The sequence below is a fragment of the Cedecea neteri NBRC 105707 = ATCC 33855 genome, assembly GCF_001571265.1.
In the GTDB taxonomy this organism is placed as follows: Bacteria; Pseudomonadota; Gammaproteobacteria; order Enterobacterales; family Enterobacteriaceae; genus Cedecea; species Cedecea neteri.
The window spans coordinates 26,271-39,981 of sequence record NZ_BCTL01000052.1 but is presented as its reverse complement, the minus strand read 5'-3'; the positions used below and the strand labels follow the sequence as shown (position 1 = coordinate 39,981).

The window sequence follows — 13,711 nt, the reverse complement described above, 5'->3', positions numbered from 1 at the left end:
AAATACAGCTCTTATAATTTCGACAGCGCTATACGATCCTGCAAAGTTTCTCTATAACGACACTGAATACAGAGACTCTGATTTATCACATGCTACAGCGTTGGTTAATCACAATGGGAAGAATTATTTTTTTGATATAAATAAAGGAATTTTTAAACTTCCGGGTAATTATTCCATTGTTGCAGAGGAGTTATGTGAAACGATATTAGAGAATTTTGACTTTGAAATGAGTTATATACCAGGCAATCCCTATGTGTTTTCATTTGGTTTCGAACATTTGTTTATAGAATTAGAGAAAGTGTCAACACCGAAATAAAACACAATATTACTCAATATAAATAACACCAAATGATGTGCATGATTCCGTAACAAATTGATTTCTGATACGGAATTACGGCATATTCCCGCTTCCTCTTAACCCTTCATCAATAACGCCCCTATTCCGTGGGGCGTTAACGCCAACGGCGATTTTATCGCGGCGGGCTGCTAGTAAACCTGCTCGATCAGAACAGCGAGAACAACAGCGCGACCGGGAAGCTCATCGGCCAGGTCGCCCCGACAAGGACGGAGCAAAGCAGCTTAATACGTTTGGAGTCTTTGGCGAGCAGCCAGGTGATCCCGGCGCAGATTAACGCCATCACGGCGTAAAAAACCAGCATGTGTTGATAAAGCGTCATACAAAGCATTACTACTTGTTAAAAAATTTTGCAGAATATGCTCTTTTTTATGACGCAGATCAAGTTTAGAAACTTACTTTACTCAGTAATAGCTGACATCCGTCGTCACATGCTGATGCTGGGTTTGCTGCGTGTTTCCGAGCCCGGTGACCAGCGTCATGTCGCAGGCAACAGGCGTTAATTGTTCGTCATAACGGCAGTGGCTTTCGGCGGTTAAAAAAGCCACGCCCATCGTCTCGGTCACTAATTTGTAGTCGAAAGGCCGCTTTTCGGCATCTTCGTAGCTGACTTTGGTTTGCGAAGCCACTTTGTCGCTCATGTAAAAATCAACCTGCCGCGGAAGCCCGTTGGCATCGTACTCGTGATGAGCAATCCGCTGACCGCCCGGCATGAAAAAAATATCCTTCAGCAGCCCGCTCGGCCAGTAGGCATATTTCACTTCGCCCAGCTCATCTTTTCTCTTCTTCACCAGGCACTTTTCATCGAGCTTGAGGGATAACGGTTTGCCATTTTGGGTCCCTGTCAGCACGTTACCTTCGCGATGAAGCTGTAGCACCATTTTTTGCGTCGAGTCCCTGATATCAAGGCTGGTAACGCACCCGGCACGATCCACCTTTAACCGGTTCTCATAATTTATTTGCCCTGACGGATGCTTCATTACGGTATACATTTCGCGCACATTTCCTGCGGGCGCATTGAAATCAAACATCGTCGCCAGGTTGGCGATAACCGGGTTTCTTGCCGCCTGGGCATAAGAGAAGGAACAGAAAAGGAGTGGCACCGCCAGCAGAATGGCTCTTTTTAACTTCATACATCTTCCTTGAAAGCGGGCCAACACCTCGTCGGCAACTAGCAGAAAATAAACAGATCAATTCTGGGGTTTAGCGAAACACTTTACGCGATCTGCCAGACAAAACCCACCGAAGTGGGTTTGCAGGGCACTTACAGCTTAGGAATAATCAGCACCTGTCCAGGATAAATTTTATCCGGATGGGTCAACATTGGCTTATTCGCCTCGAAAATAGTGTTGTACTTGTTGGCATCGCCGTAGACATGTTTAGAAATGGCGCTCAGCGTATCGCCCGATTTCACCGTATAGTAAGTCGCCTCCTGCGCCGCATCCGTTGCCTGAATATTATTTTCAACGCTGCTGATACCGGCCACGTTCCCCACCGCCACCTGAATTTTCTCTTTCAGCGCCTGGGTCAACCCATCTCCCCCGGAGATCACCGCTTTGCCGTTTTCTACGGTGACATTTACTTTGTCGGCACCGGGAATGCCGCTGTTTTTCAAATGCTCCTCAAGCTTGCTGCCCTGCTCGCCTTCGTTCCCTTTCAGCGAATCCCAAAGTTTCGCCCCCGCGTCTTTGACAAAATCAAATAATCCCATGGTTTTTCCTCCTGTTGACTGGTCCCAGTAAGCCTGGCAAAAACGGAGGAATCCGCCAGTCGCCCGTTTCAGCAGGTCAGTGTTTTATCATCACATGCCGAATCACGGTGTAATCCTCCAGCCCGTACAGCGACATATCTTTGCCGTAGCCTGAGAGCTTTTGCCCGCCGTGCGGCATCTCGCTGACCAGCATAAAGTGCGTGTTGACCCAGGTGCAGCCGTACTGCAGCCGCGCGCTCAGGCGATGCGCGCGGCCAACGTCCTGCGTCCACACCGAGGATGCCAGGCCGTAGCTGGAGTCATTGGCCCACTCAAGCACCTGCTGCTCATCCTCAAATTTTGTGATGCTGACCACCGGGCCAAACACCTCTTTTTGCACGATCGCATCGCCCTGCTTCGCTCCGGCCAGCAGCGTTGGCTGATAGTAATAACCGTCGCCAGCCACCTTGCTGCCGCCCGTCACGACTTTGATATGAGCCAGCGCTTTGGCGTCCTCCACGGCTTTGCTCACGCGTTCAAGATGCGCCTTTGAACTCAGCGGCCCCAGCTCGGTGCTTTCGTCCTCGGGCGGCCCATATTTGAGGCTGGCAACGGCTTTGCCAAGCTGCTCAACCAGCCTGTCGTAAACCCCACTTTGGGCATAGATCCGACACGCGGCGGTACAATCCTGCCCGGCATTGTAATAGCCAAAGGTTCGCACGCCTTCAACTACCGCTTGTAAATCCGCATCGTCGAACACGATAACCGGCGCTTTGCCACCCAGTTCCATGTGGGTGCGCTTAATCGACGGCGCGGTGTGGCTAATAATATGTTCCCCGGTAGCAATGGAGCCGGTCAACGACACCATCCGCACTTTTTCATGTCCGGTCAGCGCATCCCCCACGGTTTGTCCGCGCCCAAACAGCACGTTGATTACGCCCGCAGGGAAAATATCCTTTACCAGTTCAGCCAGTTTAAAAGCTGTCAGCGGTGTAATTTCAGAAGGTTTGATGACCACGCAGCTCCCGGCGGCCAGCGCCGGAGCCAGCTTCCAGGCGGCCATCATCAGCGGGTAGTTCCAGGGCGCAATAGAAGCCACCACCCCAACCGGATCGCGGCGGATCATTGACGTGTGCCCGCTCAGATATTCCCCGGCGGCCAGGCCGCTCAGGCAGCGGCTTGCCCCGGCAAAAAAGCGGAAAATGTCGACAACGGCCGGGATCTCATCATTCAGCACGCAGTGGAAAGGTTTGCCGCAGTTTTGCGACTCAAGCCGCGCAAAGTCATCACCGTGTTGCTCTATGGCATTGGCCAGCGCCAGAAGATGCTCCGCACGTTCTTTCGGCGTCGTTTGTCCCCATTCAGCAAATGCCTTATCTGCCGCCAGGACAGCGTCGTTGACCTGTTCAACCGTGGCTTCTGCCACTTCCAGCAGCACCTGGCCCGTGGCCGGATTGAACACCGGCTGTTTTTCCCCGAGGCCATCCACAAGCTGGCCGTTAATCAATAACTGGCTTTGCATCCCGTTCTCCTTTCCCGTTCTGATATTGAGGCCTGCAGAGGCGCGTTAGCGTAAAAGGACTGATTAAAAAGCATAGTTCCGGCGATACGGTGACTGCGGCATAGCATGGGGATTTTCATCAGGTTGTGATGCACCACGCAGTAAGCCGGTGAAATTGCCTCACTCTCTTTGGTATAACAGGCGGGAGAGAAAATTAGGTATCTATTGAAAATTAATATGAATAGGAAGCGGCGCGCCCTATGCTTTAGGCAGCCCTTTTCTTAGTTAACCGCCAGGAGGCACAATGACCATTTCAGCCCGTAATCAATTAACCGGTACCATCAGCAACGTCACGGCCGGCGCAGTTAATGACGAAATAGAATTAACCCTGAACGGTGGCGGCAGGCTGGTCGCCGTCGTCACCCGCAGCAGCAAAGAAGCGCTAGGCCTGGTCAACGGTAAAGAAGCCCTGGCCCTGATCAAAGCCCCGTGGGTGGTGCTGGCGAGCGAAGATTGCGGATATGCCTTCTCCGCCAGAAACCAGTTCCCCGGCGCGGTGAAAGCCATCGCAGAAGGTGCGGTGAATACCACCGTGCACATTCAGACCGACGCGGGTTTTGCATTAACCGCCGTGGTGACTAACGAAGCGGCCGATGAGATGGCGCTTAAGGTGGGGTCTCGCCTGCTGGCGCTGGTGAAAGCCTCATCCGTGCTGATTGCGGTGAAGAAGTAAAAATTACGCTTCCGGCAGCCCCTTAGGCTGCCGGTTTTAACTCGCTTACTTGTAGCGCACATCAAGCTTACTGTAGGCCACCACCGCTTCTGAACCGTCCTTGTTTTTGTCCTGGTTGTAGTTGCCCGCCTTGAAGTAAAGCTGGATCCCTTCCCAACTCTGCTTTGGATAGTCAAAGGTTTGACTGGCCTTTTTTCCTCCGGCGCTGGCTTCAACCGTTACCTTCATGCCGCTCTCCGTGCCTTTGGCTTTAATGCTGTAGTCAATTTTTTCTTTCAGCCCGACGCCTGAAAGCAGCGTGGTGCGCTTTTCCGGATCGCCGTAATGTTCTTTCACGCCCGCCACTATCGCACCGTCTTCCCAGCGCAATTTCAGCATCTCTGAGCCGCCGGGCTTATCGCCGTGAATTTGAGCAAAAATAATCGATCGTGTGGACGGATTTTTGACGATATACACCGACCCGCGCTGCTCATTGTCAAACTCGCTGCCGTTGACAAAATTGTGCGTGGCTCTCAGCTCGACGCGAGGAAATTCACTGTGCGGCGTAGAGCCAAAACCGGACGGCGCTTTAAATACCATCGCCCCTGCCGGAATGGCAGAATCACAGCTTTTGTCCCCGCTGCAGTTACTGTAGAAATAGCGGTTATGCAGCCCCGACGTTATCGTCACCTCATTCGGCTTTTCACTGCCGTCAAAGGATTGCAGCAAATAGTCCTTTGTCAGCACCGGATAATTTTCTCCCGGTGCGTTTTGGCCGCTTTCGGCCCACGCGCTGCCGCTCAGCGCCGCCAAAAAAAGACTTACAGGCAGCCCGTAACTTACTGTTTTACGCTTCATCTTTAACCCCAATACAAAATGTAAACCCGCCCGAGCAGCTAACCATTAATCAGCGTAGATGCTTTACTTAAAATCTGTTGCTGTGGCATGTCAGTAGTAACAATGGGTTTCCGGTAATTAACCTGATGCATAAAGGGAACAGTAATGATCAAAAAACTGCTCGTTTCGGCGCTGTTTGCAGCCAGCTACTCCGCCTTCGCGCTGGCGGATAACGCGGGTGCGGCGTTTAAAACTTTTCCGCTCGGCAAGCTTGAGTTAACCGCCCTGCACGATAAAAACAACGCCCTGCCTAACGATGGCAAAGTGATGGGCGTCGACGTGGGAGAAAAAGCCGTGGCCGAAGTGCTGTCTGCGGCGGGCGCCCCGACGGACAATATTAAGCTCAGCGTCGACGCACTGCTGGTCAAAGACGGCAGCAAAGTCATTTTGCTGGATACCGGGCTTGGCCCCAACGCTCAGGGGCAGCTGATTTCGAGCCTCGCAAAGTCGGGCTATAAGCCAGAACAGATTACCGATGTGCTGATCACCCACGTTCACGGCGACCATGTTGGTGGGCTGCTCACCGCAGACGGCAAACCGGCATTCCCCCAGGCCACGGTGCAAATCTCTGCCCCGGACTGGGCCTGGCTGCAAACGTTGCCCAAGATGAAGGCGCTGGCGGAAGCTATCCAGCCGCAGGTGAAAACCTTTAAGCCTGGCGACCAGGTGCTGCCGGGGATTACCTCTGTACCGCTGCCGGGGCATACGCCGGGGCACGTTGGCTACCAGATTGCCTCCGGCAAGCAGCGTCTGTTAGATATTGGTGACTCGGCGCACAGCTCGATTGTGTCGCTGACGAAGCCCGAATAGGCAATTGCCTATGATAACGACCGCCAGGAAGGAATAGCCAACCGCAAAGCGCTGCTGGCGAAGCTGGCCGCCGATCGCGAGCTGATTTTTGCCCCGCACTTCCCGTTCCCTGGCGTCGGTCACATCGTAGCCAAAGGCGACCATTACGTCTTCCAGCCGACAGAGTAACCGTGCTACAGGCCGGTTCGCCGGCTTTTAAACCTTCTGCCGGTGAATCTGATACCAGACATGCCGTAACAGCGGATGCTGCGCCGGCACCATCGGATGGTCAAACTCACCGCTTCGGCGCATGCCCAGTTTCTCCATCACCCGCTGAGACGGCAAATTTGGCAGCGCGGTAAAAGCCACAATGCTGTCCAGATCGTACTCGTCGAAACCAATGCGCAGCGCTTCCCTCGCTGCCTCAGGCGCGTACCCTTTGCCCCAAAATGCTTTTCGCAGCCGCCAGCCTATCTCCACGCACGGGCCAAACGGCAGCGAGTAGCCAGGCCGATTCAGGCCCACAAACCCCACCAGCTCACCGCTCCGTTGTTCTTCTACCGCCCAGAAACCAAAGCCGTTTTCCGCCAGACGCTGACGGAATGTCTCGAGGTAACTTTGGCTTTCTTCCGCCGTCAGGGGCTGCAGGAAATAGCGCATGACTTCGGGGTCGGCGTTCATCTCAGCAAACGGCGCTGCATCGTCATCGCGCCACGGCCGCAGCAGCAATCTTTCAGTCTTGTACATGTTGTTCCTCAATCAATTCCTTGATTAAACGTGACAGCGTCACTACCGCCTGACGCTCCCTTTCGCCCCAGCTCCACGAGGCGTTGAAGCGGAAATAGTTATCCCAGGCTCTGCCCGTAGTGAACATTTTCCCCGGGGCGATGCTTATCTTGTGCGCCAGCGACCGCTCGTTAAGCAGGCTGGCGTCCAGCCCTGCCGGCAGTTCAATCCACAGGAAATAGCCGCTTTCGCTGCGGTGGATTTTTACCTCCGGCGGGAAGAGATCGTTCAGCGTCTGCCACGCCTGCTGTTTCCGTTCTGCCAGCTGTCGCCGCAGGCGGCGCAGGTGCGTGTCATAGCGGCGGGTAGCCAGAAAATCGACCAGCGCCAGCTGCATCGGCGAACTGGTGGACAGCGTGCTCATCAGCTGCAGCTGCTGAATGCGACGGGCGTGTTTCCCGGCGGCCACCCAGCCGATGCGAAACCCAGCCACCAGGCATTTAGAAAACGAGGAGCAATGCAGGGTCATGTCGTGGGCGTCATACGCCCGGGCAGGCAGTGGCCTTTCGCGTCCGTAATAAAGCTCGCTGTAAACGTCGTCTTCAATCAGCGTCACGTTATGAGCCTGCAGCAACTTCACCAGCTGCGCTTTTTTCTCCGGTGGGAGCGTCACCCCCAGCGGATTCTGGCTGTTGGTCATTAACCAGCAGGCTTTAACCGGGTATTCCGCCAGAGCCTGCGCCAGCGCGTCGAGATCGATCCCGCTTACCGGGTCTGTTGCAACCGACAATGCTTTAAGCCTAAGGCGCTCCAGCGCCTGCAGCGCACCGTAGAAGCAAGGGTTTTCGACAATCACCCAGTCACCCGGCTCGGTGACCGCCTGCAGGCTGAGGTTGAGCGCCTCCAGCGCGCCGGCGGTGATAACAATTTCGTCGGGTGAAACGTGCATCCCCTGCTGGGCATAGCGCTGGGCGATGGCGTGGCGCAGCGCTTCGTTACCGGGCGGGAGACTTTCAATCACGCTGATGGCGGTGGCCGTTTTGCTGACCGCCGCCATTGAACGGTGGAGGGCCTGAAGTGGAAACAGGCGTGGATCCGGGAACGCGGAGCCAAACGGCACCACGGAGGCATCAGTGCTCGCCTGCAGGACATCGAAAATATAAGTATTGATATCGACGGTTTCCGCGCGGGTCACCTGCACCGCAGGCGGCGTGGTGCGGGCTACGGGCCGGGGCGCAACGTAGTAGCCAGACTGTGGCCGGGCAACAATTGCTCCCTGGCTTTCAAGCATTTGGTAGGCGTGTCCGACGGTCATAAAGCTCATCCCGCTGTGGCCGACCTGCTCGCGCAGCGACGGCAAACGATCGCCCGGCTGCCAGACGCCGAGGGCAATCTGATCGAGGATCTGCTGTGCCAGCTGCTGGTACTTTTTCATGCGCTGCTCCCTGTCTATAACACAGTGCTAAAAATACGCTGTTTTGTACAACTGTTATAGTCAGAAAGTGATTTTTAACACGGAAAAACGGGCGGCAAAGCCGCCCGTGAGGAGGGAAACGCGAGGATTTTACTTCACGTCGGCCAACGCCGTTTTCTCGACGTAAGGCTTCATCAGGCTGTCTGCCGTTTGCTGCGCAGATTTCGCTGCGGCTTCCGGCGTCACTTTCTGGTCATTCACCACCGCCGCCAGCTGGTTTTCCATCGCCTGACGAACGGCAACCGTTTCATAAGTCGAATACCAGGGATGGGCATATTGCAGCTGATCCAGCGCGATTTGTGCGCGCGGATCTTTCTGCAGGTACTCTTTCATTTCCGGCGTGTCATAAGAAGCTTTCAGCGGCGAGAAATAGCCGGTGAAGCGGCTCCATGCGCCGTTGACCTGCGGGCTAACCAGATAGGTCAGGAACTGATAAGCCGCTTTTTTCTGCGCATCGGAAATACCTTTGAAGCTCACCAGGCTTGCGCCGCCGATAGGCACCGCGCGCTGTTCTTTGGCGGGCATCATCGCCACTTCCATATCAAAGTCTTTGCTGTTTTCTCGCATAAAGCCCAGCGCACCGGTGCTCAGCATCGCCATGCCCAGCTTGCCGCTAAAGAAGGCGGCGCTGATTTGCTTCGAATTCAGCACGCCAGACGGCATCACTTTGTCGCGGTAAACCATATTCTGCCAGAAGCGCAGCGCGCCGATGGTGGTCGGTGAATCGTAATACACTTCGCCAGGATAGTTTTCGTTGAAGTAGTTGCCGCCGTTGGCGCGAACCAGCGAGGAGAAGATCCAGCCGCCGTAATCGTCGTTGGTGGACGGCAGCATGATGCCCCACTGCCCTTTGCTGGCGTCGGTTAGCTTCTTCGCATCGGCCAGCATTTCGGCCCAGGTCTGCGGAGGCTGCTTGATGCCCGCCTGGTCGAACATCGTTTTGTTGTAGTACAGGATTGGCGTGGAGTTATGGAACGGAATCGCGTAAGTCACGCCCATCACCTGCGCATTCTTGTGCATGGCCGGCCAGAAGTCGTTCATCAGGAAATCGCCCGCCTTGCGGTTGCCGTATTTAAACAGCTCGTCCATCGGCAGGATTTCGTCTTTTAGCGCAAGGTCAGTGGTGAAGTTGGCCGACATAATGACCAGCGCCGGCGGCTGCCCGGCTTTCTGTGCGGATTCCGCTTTAATTTTGGTGGTGTCGTAGCTGCCGGTGAAAATACCGCGCACCTCAACGTCCTGCTGAGAATCGTTAAACGCCTTGATGACGCGGGTCATCTCCATCGTCAGCTTGCCGTCAACCGGCGCCGGGAACATAAAATCAATTTTCTCTTTTGCCAGCGCTGCGCCGCTCACGGCCAGCGAACAGCAAACGGCAAGCGCCCGCCATTTATGCATCAGGGGGTTAAACATGGTCAATCTCCTGGTGTAAGTTGTGGTGAAGGTCTGTGTGGAAAAGGTGAATATCCGATGAGGAAAAACCGAGGGTAAGCGTATCGCCTTTTTCTGGTACCGCCCCGCGATGGCGGCGGGTGTAGCGTAACGTCCCCAGGGGTGTGCTGACATGGAGCAGGTAATCTGCGCCCATCAGTTCTCGTTGCAGCACCGTCGCGCTCAGCGTCAGGTGCCCTTCCTCTGGCCTGTCGGTAATATGCTCCGGACGGATACCAAACCAGACGTTCTTTTCCGCGCTCGCCGGGGACGGCAAAGGCAGATTCAGCGTCGCGGGCAGGATGCGGCCGTCTTCACAGGGCAGAGAAACCAAATTCATAGCCGGGGAGCCAATAAAACCGGCGACAAACAGGTTGGCGGGCCGGGCATAAAGATGCTCCGGCTTGCCCACCTGCTGCACCACGCCCCCGTTCATTACCACAATACGGTCCGCCATCGACATGGCCTCCGTCTGATCGTGGGTGACGTAAATGGTGGTGGTTTTGAGCTGATGGTGCAGCGCCATGATGCTGTCGCGCACCTCGGTACGCAGGCGAGCATCCAGGTTTGAGAGCGGCTCATCCATCAGAAACAGGCGCGGATTACGCACAATGGCTCTCGCCATCGCCACGCGCTGGCGCTGGCCGCCAGAGAGTTTGGCCGGTTTGCGGTCCAGCAGTTCGCCGAGCTGCAGCATTGCGGCCACCTGTTCCAGGCGCGGCTGCCAGCTGGCCTTGTCTTCTTTGCGGATCTTCATGCCAAACGTGATGTTGTCGCGTACGGTGAGGTGCGGAAACAGCGCATAGTTCTGGAAGATCATCGCGAAGTTGCGCTCGCGCGGCGACATCGACGTGATGTTCTCACCGTGGAGCCAAATCTCACCGTTGCTGACCTCTTCCAGCCCGGCCAGCATCCGCAGCAGCGTACTTTTACCGCAGCCGGAGGGCCCCACCAGCACCACAAATTCACCTTCTTCGATGCTGAGCGACAGCGCGTTCAGCGCCGCTTTGCCTTCGAACTGCTTGCTTACGTGATTCAGTCTTAACATGGCGATTAATACTCATCCGTCGGGCAGCTGATCGCCGCGTCATACAGCCACGGGCCAGCATAGTGTGCCAGCGAATGCTGATAGCTCACCCACTGGTCACCTACCTGGCGGTGCATCAGACAGGACGGTGGGGACAAATCGTAATACGGGCGGCTGTCCTCAAAGTGATACGGCACCTGGTGCACCGTGCCGGGAATCGTGGCGATGGTCACCTGCCGATATTGCGTCATCGTCAGGCAGTGGTTGTGGCCACAAAAAATGCGCACCAGCGACGGGAAACGGGCGACTAAATCGAGCAGCAGATGGCCGTTTTCGCAGGCGATTTTGTCCATTTGCGCGTTGCCAAGCGGCAAAGGGGGATGGTGCATAAAGACGGCTGTGGGCCTGTCGCCGCCCGCCGTTAGCTGTGCTTCAAGCCAGGCCACGGTGTTTTCGGTCAGCCAGCCTTTGGAATGCCCGGCCAGACTGGAGTCGATAAACAGCAGCCGGGTCGCAAAATCGTCCACCGCATAGCGGATGTTTTCCGGATCGTGACCCAGCTGCGGGCAAAGCGGGCGCAGGTACTCCAGAAAATGCGCCTTATCGTCGTGGTTGCCGGGGATCAAATAAAGCGGCGACTTGATGGTGCCCAGCACCTGGCGCGCGACCTGGTACTCTTCCGGACGTCCACAGTTGACGATATCCCCGCTGACGATTACCGCGTCCGGGCGCTCACGCAGGGCGTTCAGCTGCGAGGCTACGTCAGCATTGCCGCCGTTAATATCAATAAAGCCGTACAGTTTCTGGTTCTGACTGCGGAAATGGGTGTCGGAAATATGGGCCAATAACATCACTCAACTCCTTACTTGATACCTGAAAAACCAAAACTTCGCAGAAACTGCTTCTGGAAGGCGATAAAGGCGAGCATCAGCGGCAGGCAGACCATAATGGTACCCGCGCTGATGGTGCCCCACTGGCCGCCGGACTCGGCGCCCATAGCAAACGAAACCAGCCCGACCGTCAGTACCTGTTTGTCCGGGTCGTTGAGCATCATCAGCGGCCACAGGTACTCGTTCCAGTGATAGGTAATGCTCACGGTGGCGAAAGCCAGCACCGACGGCCAGCACATCGGCAGCAGCACGCGGTAAAGCACCTGCCACCAGCGGCAGCCTTCCATCAGCGCGGCCTCCTCCAGCTCTTTCGGGATGGCGAGAAACGCCTGACGCATCAGGAACACCCCGAACGCGGAGGTGAAATACGGCATCATCACCCCGGTCAGCGTATTGAGCAGCCCCAGGGTTTTGAGCGTCATCATGTTCGGCACCATCATCACTACCGGCATGATCATTAACTGCACCAGAAACAGCAGGAACAGCGTCTGCTTGCCGCGAAATTCATGGCAGGCAAAAACATATCCGGCGGTGGTAATGGTGATGAGCTGCACGAAGAAAGTACCGAAGCTGAAAATCAGCGTATTGGCGTACAAACTGAGCCAGTCGGCGCTCTGCCACGCATCGCGGAAGTTATCCAGCGTCAGGGGAAAGCGCGGCAATATCGAGGCCATGCCTTCGCCGAAGGTACTGGCGCTAAAGGCTGAAGAAAGCATCCAGACAAACGGGCTAACCCACAGCAAGGCCAGGCAGCACATCAGCACGGTGAGCGTCACGCCCTTTGATTTCCGCAGGCGCAACCACAGCGGCTGCGGGACGCTACGCGCGTTGACAACGGTCCCAGAAAACTCAACGCTCATGGTGAACCCCCCTTTCCAGCAGCTTGAGGTTAACGAACGAGAAGACAAACAGGCCGGCCAGCGTCAGGAAGGTGGCGGCGGAAGCTTTGCCTAAATCATGGGTGTCCCAGGCGAGGCTCTGGATGTAATACAGCAGTACGGTCGTAGCGTTATCCGGCCCGCCGCGCGTCATCACCGCGACATGATCGATCTGGGTTATGGAGTAAATCAGCGCGGTGGTAATGACAAAGCTCAGCGTCGGGCGCAGCAGCGGTAACGTGACCTTGAAGAACACCTGCGTTGAGGTCGCGCCTTCCATGATCGCCGCTTCACGCGCCGAGGCAGGCAGACTTTGTAATCCTGCGAGGAAGAACAGCATGTAATAACCGGCAAACTTCCAGACGCCAATCAGCGCCAGGGCGTACAGCGCGCTGTTGCTGCGCCCGAGCCAGTTGTTGTTCATCGGCCCGAACAGCTTCGCCAGGTAGTAATCCAGCATGCCCATGCCTGGCATAAAGATAAACAGCCACAGCGCCGCCGCGCTAACCATCGGTATGATCATCGGGAAGAAGAAAGCCGTCCGCAGCCAGCGGTTAACGCGGTGGTTTTCCCACAGCGCAACCGCCAGCAGCAGCGCGAGCGCCACGCCCGGGATTACGGTCAGCACGATATAAAACAGGTTATTCACCAGCGATTTCCAGAACACCGCATCGGCGAACAGGCGCACATAATTGCCTATGCCCACGTAAGCGCCAGCATCGCCCGCTATACGCGTATCAAACAGGCTGTCGTACACCGAGCGGATCAGCAGGAACCAGGTAAAGAGCAGTAAAAAGATCAAAGATGGCGTAAGGATCAGCCACGGAAGCCAGGGGCGTTTTGCCATTGTCTGCAAACCTGTCAGGGGTCAGAAGTCAGTCAGTATGGGAGGGGTTTATGGCAGAAACGTGACGGAAAAATGGCAGTTTTGCGCCAGATAAAACAGGCAACTTTCCCGCTGAGGGGTAACTGCCTGTCGCTCAAAGAGATTGTCTTTGCTGGGATATATTCTTTAACCGTGCTCAAATGCTACTGCATCTGTTCCAGACTCGCCTTTTTACTTTTGCGGTTATAAAGGCACAGCTCTTTGCCCGGCACCGGCTGGCTGTTCTTAAACTTGTAGTTGCCTGAAATCACCACCGCCGAGTAACCAACGTCGTCGCTGAAGTCGGTACGCTTCCCTTCTATTTTTTTCTCCTGCAGCGCGCTAATGGCGAGGCAGCTTTTTTGTACATCTTTGTCCAGTTGCTGCCAGGCCGCCTCCGAGGAGGCCAGACTGCTAAAGGTCACCAGTAATACCGGGATTACAGCGAAAGCATATCGTTTCTTCATAGAGGCCTC

The 13,711-nt window shown here is 55.5% G+C and carries 16 protein-coding genes; 3 read left to right on the top strand and 13 right to left on the bottom strand.

Going from position 1 to position 13,711, the window contains the following annotated elements; all coding sequences use genetic code 11:
- Positions 1–316: hypothetical protein (locus CNE01S_RS25510; protein ID WP_169799425.1), on the top strand; the 316-nt coding region annotated here is incomplete at its 5' end.
- A gap of 187 nt (positions 317–503) precedes the next feature.
- Here the strand turns inward: CNE01S_RS25510 and CNE01S_RS24720 are convergent.
- The 4 genes from CNE01S_RS24720 to patD form a co-directional block, all read right to left on the bottom strand.
- Complete coding sequence (locus CNE01S_RS24720) at positions 504–677, bottom strand: GhoT/OrtT family toxin (protein ID WP_072279186.1); 174 nt, start codon at positions 675–677, stop codon at positions 504–506.
- Between the two features lie 82 nt (positions 678–759).
- Positions 760–1,488 (bottom strand): YnfC family lipoprotein, encoded by a 729-nt coding sequence (locus tag CNE01S_RS19930; protein WP_061277952.1) that lies wholly within the window; start codon positions 1,486–1,488, stop codon positions 760–762.
- Positions 1,489–1,619: 131 nt separating this feature from the next.
- Positions 1,620–2,066, bottom strand: a complete 447-nt coding sequence (lysM, locus tag CNE01S_RS19925) for a peptidoglycan-binding protein LysM (RefSeq protein ID WP_061277951.1) — start codon at positions 2,064–2,066, stop codon at positions 1,620–1,622.
- Positions 2,067–2,142: 76 nt separating this feature from the next.
- Positions 2,143–3,567: an aminobutyraldehyde dehydrogenase gene (gene patD, locus CNE01S_RS19920; RefSeq protein ID WP_061277950.1), complete on the bottom strand. Its 1,425-nt coding sequence runs from the start codon at positions 3,565–3,567 to the stop codon at positions 2,143–2,145.
- Between the two features lie 283 nt (positions 3,568–3,850).
- Between patD and CNE01S_RS19915 the strand changes: the two genes are divergently transcribed.
- The gene (locus CNE01S_RS19915) at positions 3,851–4,279 is read left to right on the top strand and encodes a TOBE domain-containing protein (protein WP_061277949.1); all 429 of its coding nucleotides are present in this window, start codon (positions 3,851–3,853) and stop codon (positions 4,277–4,279) included.
- A 45-nt stretch (positions 4,280–4,324) separates the two neighbouring features.
- Here the strand turns inward: CNE01S_RS19915 and CNE01S_RS19910 are convergent, their stop codons facing one another.
- A complete protein-coding gene (locus tag CNE01S_RS19910; protein ID WP_061277948.1) occupies positions 4,325–5,116 on the bottom strand; it encodes a polysaccharide lyase family 7 protein in 792 nt (263 codons plus the stop codon).
- Positions 5,117–5,260: 144 nt separating this feature from the next.
- Between CNE01S_RS19910 and CNE01S_RS19905 the strand changes: the two genes are divergently transcribed.
- Positions 5,261–5,965 carry an MBL fold metallo-hydrolase gene (locus CNE01S_RS19905; protein WP_217495797.1) on the top strand — a complete coding sequence of 235 codons (705 nt, stop codon included), beginning with the start codon at positions 5,261–5,263 and terminating at the stop codon, positions 5,963–5,965.
- 195 nt (positions 5,966–6,160) lie between these two features.
- Here the strand turns inward: CNE01S_RS19905 and CNE01S_RS19900 are convergent, their stop codons facing one another.
- The 8 genes from CNE01S_RS19900 to CNE01S_RS19865 all read right to left on the bottom strand — a co-directional run bounded on the left by CNE01S_RS19900 (position 6,161) and on the right by CNE01S_RS19865 (position 13,702).
- The gene (locus CNE01S_RS19900) at positions 6,161–6,691 is read right to left on the bottom strand and encodes a GNAT family N-acetyltransferase (protein ID WP_061277947.1); all 531 of its coding nucleotides are present in this window, start codon (positions 6,689–6,691) and stop codon (positions 6,161–6,163) included.
- Positions 6,678–8,105 (bottom strand): aminotransferase-like domain-containing protein, encoded by a 1,428-nt coding sequence (locus tag CNE01S_RS19895; protein ID WP_061277946.1) that lies wholly within the window; start codon positions 8,103–8,105, stop codon positions 6,678–6,680. Before CNE01S_RS19895 ends, CNE01S_RS19900 begins: the two co-directional genes overlap by 14 nt.
- Positions 8,106–8,234: 129 nt before the next feature.
- Positions 8,235–9,542 (bottom strand): ABC transporter substrate-binding protein, encoded by a 1,308-nt coding sequence (locus tag CNE01S_RS19890; RefSeq protein ID WP_169799426.1) that lies wholly within the window; start codon positions 9,540–9,542, stop codon positions 8,235–8,237.
- 7 nt (positions 9,543–9,549) lie between these two features.
- A complete protein-coding gene (locus tag CNE01S_RS19885; protein ID WP_061277944.1) occupies positions 9,550–10,623 on the bottom strand; it encodes an ABC transporter ATP-binding protein in 1,074 nt (357 codons plus the stop codon).
- 5 nt (positions 10,624–10,628) lie between these two features.
- Entirely contained in the window at positions 10,629–11,453 is an 825-nt protein-coding gene (gene gpdQ, locus CNE01S_RS19880) for a glycerophosphodiester phosphodiesterase GpdQ (protein ID WP_061277943.1), read from the bottom strand.
- A gap of 11 nt (positions 11,454–11,464) precedes the next feature.
- The gene (locus CNE01S_RS19875; protein ID WP_061277942.1) at positions 11,465–12,352 is read right to left on the bottom strand and encodes a carbohydrate ABC transporter permease; all 888 of its coding nucleotides are present in this window, start codon (positions 12,350–12,352) and stop codon (positions 11,465–11,467) included.
- Positions 12,342–13,217, bottom strand: coding sequence for a carbohydrate ABC transporter permease (locus CNE01S_RS19870; RefSeq protein WP_061277941.1), 876 nt, complete (start codon positions 13,215–13,217; stop codon positions 12,342–12,344). Before CNE01S_RS19870 ends, CNE01S_RS19875 begins: the two co-directional genes overlap by 11 nt.
- 182 nt (positions 13,218–13,399) lie before the next feature.
- Positions 13,400–13,702 carry a hypothetical protein gene (locus tag CNE01S_RS19865; RefSeq protein WP_061277940.1) on the bottom strand — a complete coding sequence of 101 codons (303 nt, stop codon included), beginning with the start codon at positions 13,700–13,702 and terminating at the stop codon, positions 13,400–13,402.
- Positions 13,703–13,711 lie beyond the last annotated feature (9 nt).

What these genes read in the sequence shown, in the direction of transcription:
- CNE01S_RS24720 (WP_072279186.1), bottom strand. Translation starts at nt 677, where the DNA reads ATGACGCTTTATCAACACATGCTGGTTTTTTACGCCGTGATGGCGTTA.
- CNE01S_RS19930 (WP_061277952.1), bottom strand. Translation starts at nt 1,488, where the DNA reads ATGAAGTTAAAAAGAGCCATTCTGCTGGCGGTGCCACTCCTTTTCTGT.
- lysM (WP_061277951.1), bottom strand. Translation starts at nt 2,066, where the DNA reads ATGGGATTATTTGATTTTGTCAAAGACGCGGGGGCGAAACTTTGGGAT.
- patD (WP_061277950.1), bottom strand. Translation starts at nt 3,567, where the DNA reads ATGCAAAGCCAGTTATTGATTAACGGCCAGCTTGTGGATGGCCTCGGG.
- CNE01S_RS19915 (WP_061277949.1), top strand. Translation starts at nt 3,851, where the DNA reads ATGACCATTTCAGCCCGTAATCAATTAACCGGTACCATCAGCAACGTC.
- CNE01S_RS19910 (WP_061277948.1), bottom strand. Translation starts at nt 5,116, where the DNA reads ATGAAGCGTAAAACAGTAAGTTACGGGCTGCCTGTAAGTCTTTTTTTG.
- CNE01S_RS19905 (WP_217495797.1), top strand. Translation starts at nt 5,261, where the DNA reads ATGATCAAAAAACTGCTCGTTTCGGCGCTGTTTGCAGCCAGCTACTCC.
- CNE01S_RS19900 (WP_061277947.1), bottom strand. Translation starts at nt 6,691, where the DNA reads ATGTACAAGACTGAAAGATTGCTGCTGCGGCCGTGGCGCGATGACGAT.
- CNE01S_RS19895 (WP_061277946.1), bottom strand. Translation starts at nt 8,105, where the DNA reads ATGAAAAAGTACCAGCAGCTGGCACAGCAGATCCTCGATCAGATTGCC.
- CNE01S_RS19890 (WP_169799426.1), bottom strand. Translation starts at nt 9,542, where the DNA reads ATGCATAAATGGCGGGCGCTTGCCGTTTGCTGTTCGCTGGCCGTGAGC.
- CNE01S_RS19885 (WP_061277944.1), bottom strand. Translation starts at nt 10,623, where the DNA reads ATGTTAAGACTGAATCACGTAAGCAAGCAGTTCGAAGGCAAAGCGGCG.
- gpdQ (WP_061277943.1), bottom strand. Translation starts at nt 11,453, where the DNA reads ATGTTATTGGCCCATATTTCCGACACCCATTTCCGCAGTCAGAACCAG.
- CNE01S_RS19875 (WP_061277942.1), bottom strand. Translation starts at nt 12,352, where the DNA reads ATGAGCGTTGAGTTTTCTGGGACCGTTGTCAACGCGCGTAGCGTCCCG.
- CNE01S_RS19870 (WP_061277941.1), bottom strand. Translation starts at nt 13,217, where the DNA reads ATGGCAAAACGCCCCTGGCTTCCGTGGCTGATCCTTACGCCATCTTTG.
- CNE01S_RS19865 (WP_061277940.1), bottom strand. Translation starts at nt 13,702, where the DNA reads ATGAAGAAACGATATGCTTTCGCTGTAATCCCGGTATTACTGGTGACC.